This is a genomic window from Staphylococcus sp. GDY8P119P (genome assembly GCF_017892075.1).
In the GTDB taxonomy this organism is placed as follows: Bacteria; Bacillota; Bacilli; order Staphylococcales; family Staphylococcaceae; genus Staphylococcus; species Staphylococcus ureilyticus.
In genome coordinates this window covers 754212-775349 of record NZ_JAESKJ010000006.1, presented here as the reverse complement: position 1 = coordinate 775349, position 21138 = coordinate 754212, and the positions used below count along the sequence as shown (strand labels likewise).

The 21138-nt window shown below is 32.5% G+C and carries 17 protein-coding genes and 2 pseudogenes; 1 reads left to right on the top strand and 18 read right to left on the bottom strand.

Annotated features, from left to right (window positions below; translation table 11 throughout):
- Window positions 1–174 precede the first annotated feature (174 nt).
- From ymfI to rbfA, 12 genes and pseudogenes are all read right to left on the bottom strand, one after another.
- The gene (gene ymfI / locus KA830_RS07815; protein ID WP_046208616.1) at window positions 175–879 is read right to left on the bottom strand and encodes an elongation factor P 5-aminopentanone reductase; all 705 of its coding nucleotides are present in this window, start codon (window positions 877–879) and stop codon (window positions 175–177) included.
- A 3-nt stretch (window positions 880–882) separates the two neighbouring features.
- Window positions 883–2169 (bottom strand): EF-P 5-aminopentanol modification-associated protein YfmH, encoded by a 1287-nt coding sequence (yfmH, locus tag KA830_RS07810; protein ID WP_064209027.1) that lies wholly within the window; start codon window positions 2167–2169, stop codon window positions 883–885.
- The gene (gene yfmF / locus KA830_RS07805) at window positions 2169–3458 is read right to left on the bottom strand and encodes an EF-P 5-aminopentanol modification-associated protein YfmF (RefSeq protein WP_046208618.1); all 1290 of its coding nucleotides are present in this window, start codon (window positions 3456–3458) and stop codon (window positions 2169–2171) included. Before yfmF ends, yfmH begins: the two co-directional genes overlap by 1 nt.
- A gap of 10 nt (window positions 3459–3468) precedes the next feature.
- The gene (locus tag KA830_RS07800) at window positions 3469–4182 is read right to left on the bottom strand and encodes a GntR family transcriptional regulator (protein WP_046208619.1); all 714 of its coding nucleotides are present in this window, start codon (window positions 4180–4182) and stop codon (window positions 3469–3471) included.
- A 2-nt stretch (window positions 4183–4184) separates the two neighbouring features.
- Window positions 4185–5639, bottom strand: a pseudogene (locus KA830_RS13905) (DNA translocase FtsK); the annotation flags it as partial.
- A gap of 105 nt (window positions 5640–5744) precedes the next feature.
- Window positions 5745–6617, bottom strand: a pseudogene (locus KA830_RS13900) (DNA translocase FtsK 4TM domain-containing protein); the annotation flags it as partial.
- 280 nt (window positions 6618–6897) lie between these two features.
- A complete protein-coding gene (rnjB, locus tag KA830_RS07790) occupies window positions 6898–8571 on the bottom strand; it encodes a ribonuclease J2 (RefSeq protein ID WP_046208620.1) in 1674 nt (557 codons plus the stop codon).
- A 352-nt stretch (window positions 8572–8923) separates the two neighbouring features.
- Window positions 8924–11032: a polyribonucleotide nucleotidyltransferase gene (pnp, locus tag KA830_RS07785; RefSeq protein ID WP_046208621.1), complete on the bottom strand. Its 2109-nt coding sequence runs from the start codon at window positions 11030–11032 to the stop codon at window positions 8924–8926.
- A 155-nt stretch (window positions 11033–11187) separates the two neighbouring features.
- A complete protein-coding gene (gene rpsO, locus KA830_RS07780; RefSeq protein WP_019468698.1) occupies window positions 11188–11457 on the bottom strand; it encodes a 30S ribosomal protein S15 in 270 nt (89 codons plus the stop codon).
- Between the two features lie 107 nt (window positions 11458–11564).
- A complete protein-coding gene (locus KA830_RS07775; RefSeq protein WP_046208622.1) occupies window positions 11565–12536 on the bottom strand; it encodes a bifunctional riboflavin kinase/FAD synthetase in 972 nt (323 codons plus the stop codon).
- Between the two features lie 13 nt (window positions 12537–12549).
- Window positions 12550–13467, bottom strand: coding sequence for a tRNA pseudouridine(55) synthase TruB (gene truB, locus KA830_RS07770; RefSeq protein ID WP_210134169.1), 918 nt, complete (start codon window positions 13465–13467; stop codon window positions 12550–12552).
- 126 nt (window positions 13468–13593) lie between these two features.
- The gene (rbfA, locus tag KA830_RS07765) at window positions 13594–13938 is read right to left on the bottom strand and encodes a 30S ribosome-binding factor RbfA (protein ID WP_019468695.1); all 345 of its coding nucleotides are present in this window, start codon (window positions 13936–13938) and stop codon (window positions 13594–13596) included.
- A gap of 423 nt (window positions 13939–14361) precedes the next feature.
- Between rbfA and KA830_RS07760 the strand changes: the two genes are divergently transcribed.
- Window positions 14362–15234, top strand: a complete 873-nt coding sequence (locus tag KA830_RS07760; RefSeq protein ID WP_204180056.1) for an HTH domain-containing protein — start codon at window positions 14362–14364, stop codon at window positions 15232–15234.
- 67 nt (window positions 15235–15301) lie between these two features.
- On the opposite strand, the gene KA830_RS07755 is transcribed toward KA830_RS07760, so the two are convergent.
- The 6 genes from KA830_RS07755 to rimP all read right to left on the bottom strand — a co-directional run bounded on the left by KA830_RS07755 (window position 15302) and on the right by rimP (window position 21020).
- Window positions 15302–16297: a hypothetical protein gene (locus KA830_RS07755; RefSeq protein ID WP_239436886.1), complete on the bottom strand. Its 996-nt coding sequence runs from the start codon at window positions 16295–16297 to the stop codon at window positions 15302–15304.
- Window positions 16298–16613: 316 nt separating this feature from the next.
- Entirely contained in the window at window positions 16614–18713 is a 2100-nt protein-coding gene (gene infB, locus KA830_RS07750) for a translation initiation factor IF-2 (protein WP_204180058.1), read from the bottom strand.
- 4 nt (window positions 18714–18717) lie between these two features.
- Entirely contained in the window at window positions 18718–19035 is a 318-nt protein-coding gene (locus tag KA830_RS07745) for a L7Ae/L30e/S12e/Gadd45 family ribosomal protein (protein WP_046208627.1), read from the bottom strand.
- Entirely contained in the window at window positions 19032–19316 is a 285-nt protein-coding gene (rnpM, locus tag KA830_RS07740; RefSeq protein WP_046208628.1) for an RNase P modulator RnpM, read from the bottom strand. Before rnpM ends, KA830_RS07745 begins: the two co-directional genes overlap by 4 nt.
- A gap of 16 nt (window positions 19317–19332) precedes the next feature.
- Window positions 19333–20529 carry a transcription termination factor NusA gene (gene nusA / locus KA830_RS07735; protein ID WP_046208629.1) on the bottom strand — a complete coding sequence of 399 codons (1197 nt, stop codon included), beginning with the start codon at window positions 20527–20529 and terminating at the stop codon, window positions 19333–19335.
- 23 nt (window positions 20530–20552) lie between these two features.
- Entirely contained in the window at window positions 20553–21020 is a 468-nt protein-coding gene (gene rimP / locus KA830_RS07730) for a ribosome maturation factor RimP (protein ID WP_046208630.1), read from the bottom strand.
- Between the last annotated feature and the right edge of the window lie 118 nt (window positions 21021–21138).

The window sequence follows — 21138 nt, the reverse complement described above, 5'->3', positions numbered from 1 at the left end:
GTTTATAAATTGCAACAATGCGCTTTGACTAAAATCTATCACATTTTCAGTTATTTATTTAATGAAAAAAGCATAGTACCACATAAATAATTTAAAAAGTAATGTAATGAATGATATTGATATTATATCATTGAATGATTCACAGGTGGTTTATTTTTTCTATTATATCAAAAATTATAAATACCAAGCACCATTCACTTTTTGTATTGTACCAGTGACACTTTTGGCTAATGGATTACAAAGATAACTACAAGTATGGGCAACTTCTTCTGGTTCAATAAATCTTTGTTGTGGTAAATCTTGAGATAAAGTTTCAAGATCATTTTCTCCCCAAGCTTTTAACATATTACCACTTACAAAACCAGGTGCGATCGCGTTCACAGTGACTGAAGTCAATGATAATTCTTGACTCAGTGCTTTTACGAAGCCAATTTGAGCTGACTTCATCGCCGAGTAGACTGTTTCCATACTCGCACCTGTTTCTCCCCATATTGATGAAATAACTATAATCCGCCCATTTTGACTTTGTCGTAACTGATCTACAAAATATCTACACATTCTAATGAATTGGCGCACGTGAATTTGATAATGCTCATCAATCATTGCATCCGTCATATCTTGCAACTGACCATACAATGCAGTGCCACTCGCATAAATAAGACAATCTAAATTTTTTATAAAATGAAAATATTGGTTAAAATCATCTACGTTGCGCAAATCACATTGTACCAATTGCACTGAACTATGGTTGAACTGAAACTTTAATTTATTGATATCTGTATTATTATAATGAACGATGACTTCATACCCATCAGATAATAAGCGATTAACGATTGCAGAACCAATTGACCCTGAGCCACCTATAACTAAAGCTTTCATTGTTTATTTCATCTCCAAACGACTATCTACAATTTGGGATAAATTCAAACTCGATTGTGCCGTTTCATTTACGCTTTCCAACGTAATACTTTCAACAATATCTAATAGATCAAATAAACTTACACCTTCAAAATAAAGTTTTGTATATTGGTTCGCAATATATTCAGGCGAATTCAAACCAGATATAAACTCACCAATAAATTGCTTTTTCAATAAATTAAATGCTTCTGTATCAGTTAAATTGCCCTGTTTTGCTTCGAGTTCATCCAACAATAATTTTTTTAACTTATCTGGTTGTTGAGTCGCACTGGTAATCATGGAAAAACTATATGTAGGCTCTAATACAAATTGATACCCAAATGTTTCATCTATCAACTCTTCATTAAGTAACGTTTGATAAAAGTCAGTTTCTTCACCAAATAGTAATTCAAAAAACAAAGTCATTTCTAAATCTTTTTTTACCAATAATCTATCTGGCACATCAGTTAATGGCATATTTTTAAAGCCAAGCATAATTCGAGGTGATTGCAATTTCATCTTTTCAGTTACTACTTTTTCTTTTACACTATCCTGTTCTTTTAAAGAATCCCTAACTATTCGAGGTTGATTCGTTTTATCTCTTTGATTTTCATGGTCAGCAACAACATTGTAAATATGGTCTACATCTACATCTCCAACAACAAATAAAACCATATTAGAAGGATGATAGAATGTTTCATAGCATAGGTATAAATCTTCTTTAGTTATTTCATAAATACTTTCTACACTACCAGCTATATCTACACGAATTGGATGTGATTCATACATAGCTCTTAATGTATTAAACATTAATTTATATCCAGGTTGCTCTTGATACATTTTTATTTCTTCAGCAATAATACCTTTTTCTTTATCTACAGATGCTTCGGTAAAGTATGGTGTTTCAACCATGGTTAACAAGCGTTTTATATTGCTTTCAATATTATCTGTTGCACTAAACAAATAACTTGTTCGGTCAAAACTAGTAAAGGCATTTACTTGTGCATTATCTTCTGCAAATGCAGTAAACAAGTCTTCTTCCTCATTTTCAAATAGTTTATGTTCTAAAAAGTGCGCTACACCATCTGGTACAGTAACAAAATCTTCACTGCCATGTGGTTTAAATTTACGGTCTAAGGAACCAAATTGAGTTGTATATGTAACAAATGTTTTCTGAAAGCCAGTTTTAGGTATAACAAATAATTTCAATCCATTGTTTAACTCAGCTTCAAATACATTTTCATCTATTTGCTTATAGTATGTGCTTTGCATTAATAATTACCCCCTTTCGTTAAAACATAGATTGTATTGAGTTCTATATTTTTTGCTAAATCTATGATTTCAGCATGATCCACATCTTGAATGTGTTTAATGTACGCTTCCTCTGATATATCATGTTCTAATAGAATATTATTATTTAATATCTCTATGATACGTTTAGGACGGTCATATGACTCTTGACGCTGTGAAATAATAATCTTTTTAGCAAGTTCTAATTTTTCTTCGCTAAATTGACCTTGCTGGAACTTTTCAAATTCCGCAATAATTGTATCTTTCGCTACTTCATATTTGTCAGATGAAACACCACTAAGAACAAACATAAAACCATTTTTTGCATCTATTTGGGAATGAATTGAATATGCTAAACTTTGTTTTTCTCGTACTTCGTTAAACAAAACGGAAGATGGATCTCCGCCAAACATAGTATTAAAAACAACACTGGCAAAATATTGTTTATCTCCAAATTGTACAGGCAATTTAAATCCAATATTTAATTTAGCTTGATCCACTTCATCTGTTTCAATAATTTCTTGTGGCACTTTATCTGCTTGTGGCACTGGCGTCGCATGAGATTGTTTGAATTGGAATGGTTTTATATCAAAATAAGTTTTGATTTGAGATTTTACTTCTTGTTCATCTACATTACCCACGACATAAACAGCACAATAGTCGTTGTGTAGCATAGATTGATATGTATGATATAAATTTTCAGGTGAAATATCTGCTATGTAATCTACTTGTCCTGAAGCTAGGTGACGATATGGTTGTTCACCAAACATATATTTCAATAAATTTAAAAAAGATATTTGAGATTTATTATCAACCATTGCTTCTAATTTTTTAGTTAATAAAGCTTTTTCCTGTGAAACGAAGTTTTCGTCAAAACGATCATTAACAACTAAAGGATTCCAAATCATTTCTCTCAACAAATCTAAACCTTTTTCAAATAATGGGGTTTGATCAGTAAGATAGCGTTCATTCACTAATTCCAATGATATTGTGATGACATGTTTGTCTTTAAATTTTGAGACAAAGCTATTAACATACGCGCCATACAATTCTGAAAGATGACGGTTAAACGCCTTGTCTGTTGGCCATTTTTTTGTAGCACGCACGAGTAACTTACTGAGAATTGATCGAGCTGTCATGGTTTCACTATCTAATGGTGCCATAAATTTTAAAGTAATTGTGGTCGTTTTGAACTTTGTTGTTGGTAACACATTAATATGCAAATTATTTTGTTGTTCATTAATTTTCAAATTGTCAAACCTCACTTTCATAATTTTGTTATTATATACTATTTCTAACCGTTTTAAATTTTACTAAACTACTTTTGAAATAATTAAAAGAATAAAGTATTGGTTGATCATTTTTATCATAATGAATTAATTTCAATAACATAAGTCCTTCATGCGGCGAAGCATCTAAAACATCCGAAATATGTGGTTCATAACCAATAGCTTCAATCTCAGTTTCTGCATATGCCACTTTTTTCGAAGCATAATATTCCAAAGCATTTAACAAAGATTCATCACTATTTTGATACTCTGCACATGTTAAATCTTCAGCTGGTAGCTTATCCAAACAATAAACAACTGGCATGCGGTCAGCCATTCTCACACGTTCAATAATTGTCACCAACGCCTTTTCAGGAAGATTTAATCTTTTAGCATCTAAAGAGGTCGCAGGTTTTTCGTCTAAATTTATAAATTCTGTACTCGCATGATACCCTTGATCTTCTATCATTTTACTAATACTAACCAACTCATCTAATGGATAGAAGAATGGGTGCAGCTTTTTAACACTTGCACCTTCTTCTAAATTATTAGATAGCACTTGCTCAGTAATTAGTTCATCAACTGCATCGTATACATCATCTGTTTTAACATTTAATTTTCTAGCAACCGCAAGATTACTAGGTAAAGCATCTCCCGGTTTCAATCCTCTCGTACTTATCTCTTGAATCAGCCATTCTTTTACTTTATAAACAGAAGTTAATTCCATATTTACACCTCATCACTATCTAAATCCACAAGTATTTGTCTAGGTTTACTACCTTTTTGTGGTCCAATCACTTGATTACGTTCTAAATCATCCATCAATCTAGAAGCACGGTTGTAACCAATTCTAAATTGTCTTTGCAATAACGATGTACTTGCCTTTTGTTGTTCAATTACAAATAAATACGCTTCATCATATAAGGCATCTTCACTCTTCATTTCTGATTTTTCAACTGGAGCATCAGGTTCCATTTCTTTTACATAATTCGCTTTTTGTTGCTCTACGACATAATTTACGATGTCTTGAACCTCTTGGTCACTTAAAAATGCACCTTGAACTCTTGTTCTAGTTGATCCACCATTAGCTACATAAAGCATATCACCTTTACCAAGTAATTTATCTGCTCCGCCACTATCAATGATTGTTCTAGAATCAGTTTGTGAACTCACAGCAAAGGCAATTCTAGACGGAATATTATTTTTGATTAAACCAGTAATTACATCAACGGATGGACGTTGTGTTGCGATTATTAAGTGAATACCAGCAGCACGTGCCATTTGTGTAATTCTTTGAATTGCGTTTTCTACTTCTTTACCAGCAACCATCATTAAATCTGCTAACTCATCTACAATCACGACAATGTATGGTAATTCTGATTGCTTTTCATCTAACGCTTCATTTTGTTTTCTAATCGCTTCATTATAACCTTCAATATTTCTAGTAGAAGAATGTTGAAACAAGTCATACCTTCTTTCCATTTCTGCAACTACTTTTTCCAAAGCTTGTGATGCTTTATGAGGATTGGTTACAACAGGTATGAGCAAATGAGGGATGCCATTGTATACGTTTAATTCTACCATTTTCGGATCAATTAACATAAGTTTAACTTCATGTGGCTTTGCATTTAATAGGATACTTGTAATAATACCATTGATACAAACAGATTTCCCGCTTCCTGTAGAACCTGCTACAAGTAAATGAGGCATTTTGTTAAGTTCTACTGTGATTGGGTCACCTGAAATATCTCTACCTAGTCCTACTTCTAATTTATTCGAAGCTGGAAATTTTTCATCTAACACTTCTTTTAAAGAAACAAGTGAAATCTTATCATTTGGTACTTCTATACCAACAGCAGATCGGCCAGGTATTGGTGCTTCGATACGTATGTCCTTAGCTGCTAATGCTAACGCAATATCATTATGAAGATTAACAATCTTACTTACTTTAACACCTTGAGCGGGTTGTATTTCATATTGTGTCACTGCTGGACCTATTTTAATTTGAGTGACTTTAGCATCTACACCAAAGTTTTTTAAAGTGTTTTCTAACAACTGCCCTTTTTTCTGCACTTCAGCTTTAGAAGTTGATTTCTGTTTAGCTGGCTGTTTCAATAACGTTAATGGCGGTATTTTATAGGCTTCGTTTTCTACTTCTCCTGCCTCAGATATAGAATTTGAAGCTGCATCTTCATCATATGCTTCACTTTCTTCTAATTCGTTTAAAGGTTGCTCTGTAATTCCATTATCTTCTTGATTCATTTGCTGCGCCGCACTTTGATTATTTTGATCAAAAACACGTTTAGACCTTTTATTTTGAGGTTGTGCTTGTTGATTATCTTCATCTTTATAATCGTTATGACCATAAATCGGAATTGATTGTTGCTCAGTCGTGTTGCTGCTAATCTCAGGTAAATCAGTGACATCTTTAACGTTATTTTGAGATTGTGATTGCTCAGCTGCTTTTTCAGCTTTTCTTTCTGCTTTTATACGTGCTTTAGCATCTTTCTTAATTTTATTTTCTTTACGACGCTCTTTAAGATTTGCAGAAGCATCCTGACTTTTTATTTTCATTTTTTCAAAAGCAACTTTAGATACATCTCTATGTCTTTGTTTTGTCAATAAGATAAAACTAGAAGCGATTAATAATATCGTTACAATAATAACTCCGACAATTGAAATAAGAGGTATTAATAATGCCAATAAGTAATGTCCAAATAAGCCTCCACCAAAATTTGGAAATGTCGTATGTTCATAAGATTTATAAACATATGATAGCACAGGCTCTCTGAGCGATTGTGCTCTATGCATGAAATAGTATACTATTTGAGTCACAAGTAACAATGCAATTTGTAAAACAAATGCGCCAGTGGTACGTCTTGTCTTTGGTAACGCTTTATAATAAGTAATGAATACAGTACTAATCAAGATTAATATATAAGTTAAATACCTACTTGTACCAAATAAGTAATTGAAGAAACTATCTATCATGGTGCCTATAATACCCAATTGAAAAACACCAAGGATGATAGCAATAAAAATCACTATCGCAATAATATATCTTAAAGGACTATCACTTTTCTTTTTTTTATTATTTGCGGTTTTCTTTTTCGTATTCGATGTTTTTTTCTTTGTTGTTGAGCGCTTTCTTGTTTGTGCCAACATTCACACCTTCTTTTCAACTCTGTTTTTTCAATATGTATATGAACCATAAATGTGTATTTTAATTACAAGTGAAAATACACATAATAAATATGCTTTTAAATACTATAAAATCATTTTATTACATACTTATAATAACATAAAAGAGGTAAGACATTATTCGCTCCAGTATATTTAAAGGTTGTATATAATTTGTTTAGATATAACATATATACAATGTACTTTTAAATAACTTTACCAAAGCGTCTGTCTTAACCTCTTTATTTTAGAATAGAAATTATTAAATTTCAGAAATTACCGGAATAATCATCGGACGGCGTTTTGTATTTTCAAAAAGTAGTTTGCTTACTTGATCACGCATATTTTGCTTGATTTCTGACCATTCAATACGTTTTTCTTGTAAACCTAATTCAACGATTTCACGTACTTTTTCTTCAGCTTCATTTAATAAAGCCTCACTTTCCCTTACGTAAACAAAACCACGTGATTGAATTTCTGGACCAGCAGCAATTCTACGATTCTTAGGATCTAGCGTTACGACTGCGATAAAAATACCATCTTCAGCAAGTAAATGACGGTCACGTAATACGATGTTACCAACATCACCTACACCTATACCATCAATGAGCACATTGCCAGAATTAACTTTCTCATTTAAAATCATTTCTTCGCCATCGTAGTTTACTACATCGCCTTTTTCCACTAAGAATATTTTTTCTGGTTGGACGCCTGCCTCATTAGCTAACTTGGCATGGGCAATTTGCATTTTAAATTCACCATTTACTGGGATGAAATACTCAGGTTTCATGATATTAATCATCATTTTTAACTCTTCCATACAACCATGACTTGATGTATGAATTTTTTTACTGTTTGGAATGATTTCTGCGCCTGCTCGAACGAGTTCATTTAACGTATTTCCAACAATCACTTCCATATTAGCAGATGCAGTAATTGCTAAGAAGACGGAATCTCCTTCTTCAATATTCATGATTTTATGTTTCTTTTGAGCCATTTGACTTAAAGCTTCAACAGGTTCTCCTTGCATACCAGTAGCAATGATAATCACTTCGTTTTTGGGATAATTTTCCACTTCATTAATTGGTATTAGTAGATCCTTAGAAATATCAAAATAGCCAAGCTTTCTAGCGATATTAAACGAACTTTCTAACGAACGACCTAGGAAAGATACTTTTCTATTTAACCTTTGTGCAATGTTTAAAACTTGTTGAATGCGAATAAAATTAGATGCATAACATGAAACGATTAATCTACCTTTCACCTTTGTAAATGCATCATACATATGAGATTCTATCACGTTTTCAGGTGTATTATAACCTGGTTTTTCTGCTTCAGTAGAATCACTGATTAACGCAAACACACCATCTTGTCCAATCTCAGTCATCTTTTTCAAATCTGGTGCATAATGACCTTGTAAACTTTGATCGAATTTGAATTCTCCAGTGTAAACAATCGCACCATATGAAGTGTGTATACAAACACCTAAACTATCTGGAATACTATGAGTAGTATTAAAGAATGTGACATTAACACCCTTAAAGCGCATAATTGATTCATTATTAACAGTATAATATCTAACTTTCTTATTAACATTGCGCGCCTTCATATTTTCCTTGATTAATGCAATTGTTAATTTCGATCCATAAACAGGTGCATCAACTTGTTCAAGCACATAAGTTACAGCTCCTATCGCATGCTCATGCCCGTGCGTTAGGAATATACCTTTTAATCTCTCTTTATTTTCTATCACATATTGAATATCAGGAATAACAATATCTACACCTAACATTTCATCTTCTGGAAACATCAGTCCCGCATCTAACATAAACATTTCATCGTCTACTTCAACGATATACATATTTTTCGCAATTTCCCCAACGCCTCCGAGAGGGATAATACGAATATTTTTATTTTTTTTCTTAATTAAACTCAAAATGTTACCTCCTATTTAAATTACCCGTCCATATATAAACTCATAGTTTATTATAAGTGAAAATAGGCCTTATGTACACTATTAAAGTAGTTCTTTAGTTGTTTTAAAATATATCATTGGAGGATTTGTATTTATGTAAAAATTTTTCTCAGGAGCGTAATGTCGTATTAATCGCACTTTTTAATGTGCATTTTCAAATATGTATTTAACTTTTGACTTAATATTTTTTATTAGACTAGCTCAAACATTAAAAAAAGAAACCAGTGAACTGACTTGAACTTTTCTACAATAGAATTAAAGTAATTCTATTGTAAGCAGTTCTCATCATTTTACCAGTCTCTAGCAATAAACATTATTTAGAATGATTAGATAGTAATGCTTTATGCGAAGCATTTACTCTACCTTGTTTATCAATTTCTGTAACTTTAATTTTAAATGTGTCTCCTACTTTCAACACATCTTCTACTTTATCAATGCGCTCATTAGCAATTTGCGAAATGTGTACAAGTGCGTCTTTACCTGGGAATAATTCAACAAAGGCACCATATTTTTCAATACGTTTAACTGTACCATTGTATACCTCTCCAACTACCGCTTCTCGTGTGATTTCGTCTATGATACTACGTGCTTTTTCAATCGCATCTTTATCTACTGCACCAATAAATATCGTTCCATCTTGTTCAATATCTAATTTAACACCCGTTTCATCAATGATTTCATTGATTTTTTTACCACCAGGGCCAATGACATCTCTAATTTTTTCAGGTTTAATAGACATCGTAACAACCTTAGGTGCAAAAGCACTAAGTTCACTACGTGGCGTATCAATTGTTTTTAACATATGATCTAATATGGCTAAACGACCTTCTCGAGCCTGTTCAAGCGCTTCTTTAATAATTTCTTTAGTTAAACCATCAATTTTGATATCCATTTGTATAGCTGTAATACCTTCCGATGTACCTGCTACTTTAAAGTCCATGTCTCCAAGCGCATCTTCCATGCCCTGTATATCTGTTAAAATCGTATAACTATCGTCACGTGTCACTAATCCCATGGCAATACCCGCAACTGGGGCTTTGATTGGAACACCTGCGTCCATCAACGCTAATGTGGACCCGCAAATAGAAGCTTGTGATGATGAACCGTTTGATTCTAATACTTCACTCACTATTCTCACAGTATACGGGAAATCTTTAACGTCTGGAATGATGTGGCTAAGCGCACGTTCTCCCAACGCACCATGTCCAATTTCACGTCGACCAGGTGAACGAACTGGACCAGTTTCACCAACTGAATAATTTGGGAAATTATAGTGATGCATAAAACGTTTTTGTTCTTCTTCACCAAGACCATCTAAGATTTGGTATTCACTCATTGACCCTAATGTTAATACTGAAAGTGCTTGAGTTTGTCCTCTTGTGAATAAACCTGAACCATGTGCTCTTGGTAAAATACCTACTTCAGATTCTAATGGACGAATTTCATCTGTTTTACGACCATCTGGTCTAATTTTTTCTTCTGCAATGAGACGTCTAACTTCTTCTTTAACCAAGTCATCTAATATACTGTAGACCTCTTTGATTAATGCTTCATTTTCGTCATCATTTTCATCAACAAATTCTGATGCAACCTTTTCTTTAAGTTCATCTAAATTAATATCTCTTTGTTGCTTGTCAAATGTTAATACGGCCTCTTTCAAACCATATGATTCAGTTAATGATTTTACATTAGCAACGAGTGATTCATCTTTTTCAACAGGAATAAATGCTTTTTTCTCTGGTTGAATATGGTCGATAATTTCTTCTTGGAAGCTAACTAGACGTTGAATTTCTTGATGTCCAAAGAAAATCGCTTCAAGCATTTCATTTTCTGTAATTTCACTTGCACCAGCTTCTACCATATTCACCGCATCTTTATGACCAGCTACTTCTAAATCGAGTCTAGATACTTCTTTTTGTGCAACAGTAGGGTTAATCACATATTCACCATCTATATAACCAACGTTTACACCTGCTATTGGACCTTGAAAAGGTATGTCAGAAACACTTAATGCCATTGACGAACCTATCATTGCTGCCATTTCAGGAGAACAATCTGGATCAGCACTCAATACTGTATTCATAATTTGAACGTCATATCTGTAACCTTTAGGGAACAGTGGTCGAATGGGTCTATCAATTAAACGTGCAGTTAACGTGGCTTCATCACTTGGACGTCCTTCGCGTTTTTTAAAGCCACCAGGTATTTTACCTGCAGCATACATTTTTTCTTCATAGTTAACCATTAATGGGAAAAAGTCACCATCTCGTGGTTCTTTTGATGCTACTGCAGTAGATAAAACGACTGTATCACCATATCTAACAAGTACTGCACCGTTTGCTTGTTTGGCTAATTGTCCCGTTTCAATCGTTAAAGATCTATTTGCCCACTCGGTTTTGAAAACTTTTTTTTCTTGAGACATTACGAATCTCCTCTCATTTATCTATTAATCCTATCATATCATTTATTAATAAAGATTTATATTAGTATATAGTTTAATGTATAATTATAAATGCAAAAATTATAAAAAAGGGAAAGACCCCAAAGGTTCTTTCCCGATAAATATACGTCTAAAGATTAACGACGGATACCTAATGATTTAATTAATTCACGGTAACGTTGAATATCTTTGCTACGTAAGTAGTTTAATAGGTGTCTACGACGACCTACCATTTTTAATAATCCACGACGTGAATGGTGATCTTTCGTGTGTTCACGTAAGTGAGTGTTTAATGCAGTGATTTCTGCAGTTAACACAGCGATTTGTACTTCTGGAGAACCAGTGTCCGCTTCGTGTGTGCGATATTCTTTAATTAATTCATTTTTACGTTCTTGTGAAATTGCCATAGTCAATTTCCTCCTTTTTATTTTTATGCGCCTTTATCCGAGCAAAACGTCGGAGTCTCGAACTGCCAAGATAAAGGTGCCTAGTATGTGTGTTTAACACATCAGACTTAAATATTATATGATATTTCGTCACCAAAATCAACAGAAAGTAAATATTTCGCTTTTTCTTTATCTTTATTCATTTGTTCAACCAAAGGATCTATACCATCAAATTTAACTTCTGGTCTTAAATAATGATGCCAATAAACGATAACACGCTCACCATATATGTTTTCATGAAAGTCAAACAGGTTAACTTCTATTACAACTTGCGCTTTAGACGGATCATGAAATGTGGGTTTGACGCCAACATTGGCAGCTCCACGATAAACTTTATCATCTGCACCTATTTTCATACTCACGGCATAAACGCCATTTTTAGGCAAAACGTAATCTCCACTGGGCTCTACATTCGCAGTGGGAAAGCCAATTGTTCTCCCACGTTTTTCGCCTTGTACAACCATACCTTTAATTCGATATCGATATCCAAGTTCATCGTTGGCTTTTTGTAAGTCTCCTGTTTTGAGTGATTTTCTAATATCTGTTGTAGAAATTTTTTCCGATTCGAGCTCTTGTTTACTCACGATAGTCGTATTAAATTCCGTCATTTCATCTAAAATCATCATGTTTCCTTTTCCAAATTTGCCGAAAGTGAAGTCAAATCCTGCAACCACTTCTTTTACATGATTATTAATGATATATTCTCTTATAAATTCTTCGGCACTTACATTGGCGAATTTAGATGAAAAGTTAATAACGATACAATAATCAATACCGTATGATTCTAATATTTCTATTTTATCTTGAATCGGTGTTAAGTAATCTGTACGTTTAAGTTCGGGGTTTAACACAACAGAAGGATGTGGATCAAATGTCATTACAGCTTTTTTTAAATTCGATGCCTCTGCCTTTTTTTCTAAAGTATCAAATACCTCTGCATGGCCCTTATGCATGCCATCAAAAAAACCAAAAGCCATTGCTACATCTTCTGATATATACTGATTTTCTTGAATCGGATGAGTTACTTCAATTACTTTCATGGTTATTTCTCCTTTAGTTAAATACCTTCTTTGGTTTTATTTCATAAGGTTTATCAGGATGTGGTGTGTAAATTGCTAATGCCTTATTTTCTTTTGTGTCAAACATCACAACCAACGTGTTAATAGACTGATCAAATTCATTCTTACTAAATTTTTGACCATTCAATATTTTATTTTTCTGATTTTCGTTTGAAATATTGACTTTTTCCAAACCTCTCAAACCATATTCTATCGGAAAAAGATTTTCTTGTAATGTTTCGTGCTCATGTAGTGATTGTACATGTTCGATTGAAAGGCTATCTTCAATATCAAACCCACCACTTTGTATTCTTGTTAACTTTGACATATGTGCTGGTATATCAAGCATCTTTCCTATATCTGTTGCCAACGTTCTAATATAAGTACCCTTACCACACTTTACTCTGATATCAAATTGACAACCTCGATTTTCAAATCTTAAATCAGACGCTCGTTTAATATCGTAAATCTCAACTTCTCTTGAAGGCCTTTCGACTGTTTCATTTTTTCTTGCATATTCATAAAGCTTTTTACCATTCACCTTTACTGATGAATACATTGGAGGAATTTGCGTAATGACACCTTCAAAACGTGCTATTGCGCTATCAATCTGCGCCTCTATAAGTGTATTTTCCTCAATGTGCTTTTTTTCTAAAATTTCACCTGTCTGATCTTCTGTAGTTGTACTAAACCCTAAATATACAGTTGCAAAATAAGTCTTTCCCATTTCCATAATATAATCGCTTACCTTTGTTGCTGAACCTATACATATGGGTAATACACCTGATACTTCAGGATCTAATGTACCAGTGTGTCCAACCTTTTTTGTTTTTAAAATCTTCCTTAATTTAAATACAACATCATGGCTTGTTAAACCACGTTCTTTATAAACAGGTAAAATACCGTTATACATTTTAATGTCACCTTCAATCGTCCTTTTAATATCATTCCTTATTTATATTAACACGTCTCAATAAATAAATGGTTATAAAAAAGCTGAAACAAATATCTCAATGGGTATTTGTTTCAGCTTTTAAAGTTAATCATTTTTGTGTAAATCTTGAATCATCTTTTCAATTTTATTACCGTAGTCTATCGATTCATCGTATTCAAATTTTAAATCTGGAACAATTCTTAAGCGCATTCTTGAACCAATTTCAGATTTTATAAAACCTTTCGCTTTCTCTAAACCTTTAAACGTATCATCAATTTGTTTATCATTTCCAAGTACAGTTAAATAAATTGTTGCAATAGATAAATCATTCGTCAATTGAACTTCTGTTATTGTTAGGAAACCAATTCTAGGGTCCTTGACTTTATTATTAACAATATCCATAATTTCTTGTTTCATTTGTTCGCCAACACGTTCAGCTCTCATATTCATATTATATTTCACCTCACAAATATCATTCATACATGTATATTTATCTTACTTAAAGATTATATGACAGTTCATTTCACAACGTCAAACAAACTTCCTTCTTTTTTACGTTTAAAAATTTAATTACAAATTCATTATAACTCAAAAAGGTAATAGCTCTGAAACAATTAAACATGATTTCATAACAGTTAGGCACAATTATATTTCCAAAGTGTTATAAAATGAAACTTTATTACATTTTTGTTTTTTAAATACAATGATCATTTATGAAAAACTAAGTTTAATTTTATAAAAAATCACTACTTTAATATCATTTAAGTTTTTAATTTATTTTATAATGTTTTACACATTATAGAAAGTATCATGCTATAATTCAAACTAATAAAAAATGAATTTTTCTATTGAAATGATAAGGAGCGTGTATACTTGGATAAATCAGAAAGACTACTTTATATTTTCACTCGTCTATTTAACGGAAAAAAATTAAGCAAAGAAGAACTTGCACAACAATTAAACGTTAATGTAAGGTCCATACAACGAGATTTTAGTGATATAAATAACTTTTTATATGAAGACCATGAATGGGAAGGGCTAAATGCAAGGATTGTTTATGAAAATAATATAGGCCGACATCGCATTAGTATAGATCGCTATAAATTTAAAAATAATCGGTTACTTAACTTGCTATTTAGGATGAAAAATTTCACACCTCACATTCATATCGATACCTACAATTTAATTAGAGGGCTAAACAGTAATTCGAATCTAGCTGAAAAATTTTTATCTAATACATTACTTAATCAATTTACAATCAATCACGAATTAACAGAATCAACACTTATTTATAAAATTCAACTTGCTATACAAAACAAACAGATTATATTGCTAAATGATGTTGACAATCAAACGTATAAAGTCGTACCGGTATACACAAGATATTTCAAAAATAAATATTGGATTACTTATATATATCAACACGAAATTTTTACACAAGATTTAAACTCAATACATGATATCGAGCAATATGATGAAGCATTTGATGAAAATATCTTTCTGCAAGTTCCAACAGTCATTATGAAATTTCGCCCTTCCATATGGGAACAAATTCAACGGCAATTTATAGTACTAAATTCACAAAATAATGAAGCATTTATTGAAGCAGAACTCATAATCTCAAAAAACGAATGCCTAAATTTAGCATATGAATATCCACAAGAAATCATTTTATTAAAACCAGATCATTATGTAGAAGATTTTAAAAATCAAATCAAATCATTATTCAAGCATTATCATATTTAACTACATATTAAAGGTAACTTTCATATCATTTGAAATGAAAGTTACCTTTTTAGTCAGTTCAATTTTACTAACGCGGTAATGCTTCTTTATATTGAATAGCTTTAAGCTTTCTTATAAAATCTGAATTCCCTAGCTCTCGCTCTTTCTTTTGTTGCTGATTCCACTTATAATAATCTATTTTATTCAATGACTCTTTCTTTTTTAAACGTCTAATATGCTCTTTATAACTCAATACATTACATGCTGTAATATGTCTATTCTGTTTAGATGAAAGCACAAACAAATTGTCAACAAGATATTGATGTAAATCACTATTAGTAAAATTTTTAAAGATTGAAATAAAGAGTTCTTCTTCACTAACAATATAAATTCGACGCTTATCATCATTTATAATTTTTAGTAAGAGTTCAAAATTCATAACTTGTGACGGTAGATAATGGTTAAATGTTAAAAAATCTTTTGGTATACCTGCTGTATGACCAGTTTGATATGGAAAGAAATTCATAACCATCACTCTATTGGGATTAATATTGAATTGCTTCAAAATGGATCCGTTACTATATATATATTTCTTAAACCAACAATGATGATCTATATAAGGAATAAATACCTTATGACCGTTTAAATCTAATTTACCTTGTATGTCTTGCAATATTCTATTACGATAATGTACCACCATATCATCTGGTAAGGTAGGATCATTAATTATAAAATCATTTTCCGCCTTTTTTTTCAATATTACAATATCTGCTCTTTCAGGATTTCCAAAATACGGCCTTGCTATGGCTGGACTTAATTCTGCTTCATTTTGGACAATTCGTTGTCTATGCTTATTGATTTTTACTTTTCCATTTGCAAAATCAATCAACTTTTTAAATCTTGGTATGTTACTAAAATCTTCACCAAAATTTCTTTTTAAATATGCTAAATCTTGAGGGTGTAGAAAAGCAGTCATGTCATGTCTTTCTCTTATTTCATTTAAAGTTTCTAAGTCATAAATAGAGTTATATTGATCCAAGTATTCTTGCCAAAATTCATTTATTTCTTTTAAATATTCACTCATCACTTATAACCTCCTATTTATGCTAAGTTTAATTAAGTACATAGACAGTTAGTGTCCATATTAAAATAACAAGCAATTTTACTAAAAATTTTTTAACTGGTTTACAATGCTTAATAAATGGCTAATTTTACAAGTAACTATGCACTTAAAACAAAACATTATATTAAATTATAAAAATAAACAATTTTTTCAAATGCTTCAAAGCCACACCTTCTCTTACCCAAAAGATAACATATTTAAAATAAAAAAACCGTAAGCTAACATGATAAATTAGCCTACGGTTTAAAATTTTTGTATTTTCTTAAGATAACTGTCTTTATCTTTTAATTTCAACCATTTCGAAAGCTTCTATTATGTCGCCTTCTTTTAGGTCGTTATATTTTTCAATCGTAATACCACATTCATAGCCTTGAGCTACTTCTTTTGCATCGTCTTTATAACGTTTTAATGTGTCCAGTTCACCTTCAAATTGGACGATACCATCTCTGATAACACGGACACCCGCATTTCTCGTAATCTTACCATCTGTGACATAACTACCAGCTATTGTACCCACTTTTGAAACTTTAAATGTTTGGCGCACTTCTGCTTGGCCAATCACTTGTTCTTCATATTCTGGATCTAGTAAGCCTTTCATTGCAGCTTCTATTTCTTCAATAACACTATAAATAACACGGTGTAATCTCATATCTACACCTTCTGTTTCGGCTGCACGTTTGGCACCAGTATCCGGTCTTACGTTAAAGCCGATGATGATACCATTTGACGCATTCGCTAAAGTTACATCAGATTCATTAATCGCACCTACTGCAGTATGAATTATGCGAACATTAACGCCTTCTACTTCAATTTTCATTAGTGAAGCTGCAAGTGCTTCGACAGAACCTTGAACATCACCTTTAATGATGACATTTAAATCTTTCATTTCACCTTGTTTCATTTGTTCAAATAAATTATCTAGTGAAACGCTCTTACTTTCTTGACGTTGTTGTAAAACATTAGCTTCATGACGTGCTTCACCAATACGTCTTGCTTGTTTCTCATCTTTAAACACAACAAAACGATCCCCAGCTTGTGGTACATCATGAATACCTGTGATTTCAACAGGCGTAGACGGTTCTGCAGATTTAATTCTTTGTCCTAAATCATTAACCATCGCACGAATTCTACCATACGTATTACCAACAACCAAAGCATCTCCAACATGCAGTGTACCATTTTGCACTAGAAGTGATGCAGATGGACCACGTGACTTATCTAATTCTGCTTCTATCACTGTACCTACTGCTTTTTTAGCAGGATTTGCTTTTAGTTCTTGAATTTCAGATGTAAGCACAATCATTTCTATTAAATCTTCTATACCATCGCCACTTAAAGCAGAAAGCGGTACGAAAATTGTATCGCCACCCCAGTCTTCTGGAATTAAACCGTATTCTGTCAATTCTTGCATTACTCGATCAGGGTTAGCAGTTGGTTTATCAACTTTATTGACTGCTACAATCGTTGGTACGTTCGCTTCTTTGGCATGGTTGATTGCTTCTATCGTTTGAGGCATTACACCATCATCTGCTGCTACAACTAAAATTGTAATATCAGTTACTTGCGCACCACGTGCACGCATTGTTGTGAATGCAGCATGTCCTGGTGTATCAAGGAAAGTGATTTTTTTGCCATCATTTTCAATTTGATAAGCACCGATATGTTGTGTAATACCACCAGCTTCACCTGCTGTTACTTGTGTGTGACGGATAGAATCCAATAACGTTGTTTTACCATGATCAACGTGTCCCATAATAGTAACAACTGCTGGTCTTTCTACTGCATCTTCATCTTCAGATTCATCATCAAAGTAAATTGATAAATCTTCTTCATCAACAACAACTTCTTTTTCAACTTCAACACCATAATCATCAGCAATTAATTCTAAAGTTTCATCATCTAATGCTTGATTAATGTTAGCCATGATGCCTAATAAGAATAACTTTTTAATTATTTCTGAAGAATCAACATTGATTTTTTCAGCAAGTTCTCCAACTGTGATACCTTCTTGATAAGTGATGTGTGAAGGTATTTCTTTTGGTTCTTCTTGTTTAGTTTGTTTATTTTTGTTGTTTTTGCTGTTTTTCTTATTTTTGTTGTTATTTTTGTGGTTATTTTTGTTGTTTTGATTATTATCTTTTTTATTAGCATTAGACTTGTTATTTGATGGTTTTTGTTGATTTTGACCTTGTTGTTTATTTTCTGATGCATTCGATTTCTCTGGTTTATAAACCTTATCTAATGCCTTGATTTGGTCATCTTCTAACGTTTGCATATGGCTCGTTACCTCAACGTCCATTTTCTTTAACTCATCTATAATATCTTTACTTTTTAATTTTAAATCTTTGGCGTATTCGTAAATTCTTATTTTACTCATATAGTCACTCCTTACGATATTCATCTATCATTGACACTAACTTTTTAGCAAAGCCTTGATCAGTGATTCCAATGTTAACTCGTTCTGCTTTACCTAAAGCTTGTCCTAATTCAGCTCTTGTTCCAAATATGCGAAATGATATATGGTAACTTTCACACTTGCTCTGAAACTTTGTCTTTGTATTTTCAGAAGCATCAGTTGCAATAATTACGAGCTTTAACCTATTTTTCTTAATGTCATTTAAAATGACCGATTCACCTGTTTTTACTTTTCCAGCACGCATTGCTAAACCTAAAAAATTTACGATTTTCTCTATAGTCATTTAGGTATCTCTTCGCGATAAATAAGACGTATAATTTCCTTATATACAGGATCTAGAGTTTCTGCATCAACTTTAAAGTATTTTTCTAATACACCTTGTTTTTGTGCATCTTCTACTAATTTAACATCTTTTGATACATATGCACCACGACCTTGTTGTTTTCCTGTAGCATCAGCAAAAATTTCGCCTTCTTTATTAATAACAACTCGAATCATATCTTTTTTTGGATGCATTTCATTTGAAAGTATACATTTACGCATTGGAATTTTTTTCTTTTTCATAAAAGCTCACTCCAAATTATTTTTCAGCGTCATCTTCATCTATGCTATCTGTTTCATCATCCGTTTTTAAGTCATGCGTTTCAATATTCACATCTTCCAAATCAATGTTTGTATCCTGTTCAATATTTTCATCTTCTTCTATTTCTAGTGCTTCGTCTGTCGGATAAACACCTTCAGCTCTAGCATCACTTTCTGATTTAATATCAATTTTCCAACCAGTTAATTTCGCAGCTAAACGTGCGTTTTGTCCACGCTTACCAATCGCTAATGATAATTGATAATCAGGCACAACTACAATAGTTGATTGGTTTGCTTCATCAACAATCACTTGTAGTACTTGAGATGGACTTAAAGCATTTTTAACAAAGACCTTCGGATCTTCATTCCATTGAACAATGTCAATTTTTTCGCCACCTAATTCTTCTACAACCGCTTCAACACGAGAACCTTTAGCACCCACACATGCACCTACTGCATCGATATCTGGGTTATCTGAATGAACACTGATTTTAGAGCGGTCTCCTGCTTCACGTGCCACAGATTTTACAATGACTGTACCGTCAAAAATCTCTGGTACTTCTTGTTCAAATAAACGTTTGAGTAATCCTGGATGGCTACGAGAAACGTAAATTTGCGGTCCTTTTGTCGTTTGCTCTACTTTATTGACATACACTCTAATTCTTTCATTAGGAATATAACTATCATTAGGGCTTCTTTCAGCCTCAGATAATACAGCTTCTGTACGTCCTAAATTAACATAAACATAGCGGTGATCTACTCTATCAATAAGACCATTAACAATATCATCTTCTTTATCGATAAATTCATCATATAATATTTCACGTTCAGCATCACGTAAACGCTGCATTACTGCTTGTTTCGCAGCTTGTGCACCTACACGCCCAAAGTCACTTGGTGTTACATCTTCTTCGTATATATCACCAACTTCATATGCTGGGTTTTTAACTAGCGCTGTACTTAAGTCGATTTCTTCTCTATTATCCATTACTTCTTCTACGACTTGTTTACGAGCAATTACATGAAATGTACCTTCATCCATGTTTAACTCAACGCGTACACTTCTTGCACTGTCATAGTTCTTTTTATATGCAGTAATTAGCGCTGCTTCAATTGCATCAATTAATACTTCTCTTGGAATCTTTTTTTCTTTTTCTAAATATTCAGTTGCTAATAATAATTCATTACTTGACACGACTTATCATCCTCCTCATCACATTAAAGCATTACAGCATGACGTGCTTTAGCGATTTTATTTCTTGGAATTTCAACTTGTTTCTTCTTTGACTTTTCTTTTACTTCCATAATAATCGTTTCACTTGTTACTTCTTTTAAGATACCTAACCATTCTTTTCCACCTTCAATTGGCGCATATAAAGAAACGTATATTGGTTTTGTAACAGCATTTTGGAAATCTTTTTCTTTTTTTATAGGTCTTTCAGCACCTGGAGAAGCTACATCTAAATAATACATTTCTTGAATAGGATCTTCTTCATCCATAATTTCACTAATCTTTTCAGAAGCTAAGGCACAATCGTTTAAATCGACGCCACCTTCTTTATCAATGGATACTCTTAAGAAGTAATCTTTTCCTTCTTTTGTGTATTCGACTTCAACTAATTCAAAATTTAAGTCGTTAAGGACGGGTTGAATAATTGATTCAACTTGCTCAGTTACTTTACTCATACTGACCTCCTTTTTTGGCAAATAGAAAAGAGCGGGTATAACGCCCACTCTTCCTGCCTGAGTCTAATTTTTTAAGCAACATTATTATACCATATGTTTATTTCCTATACAAACAACT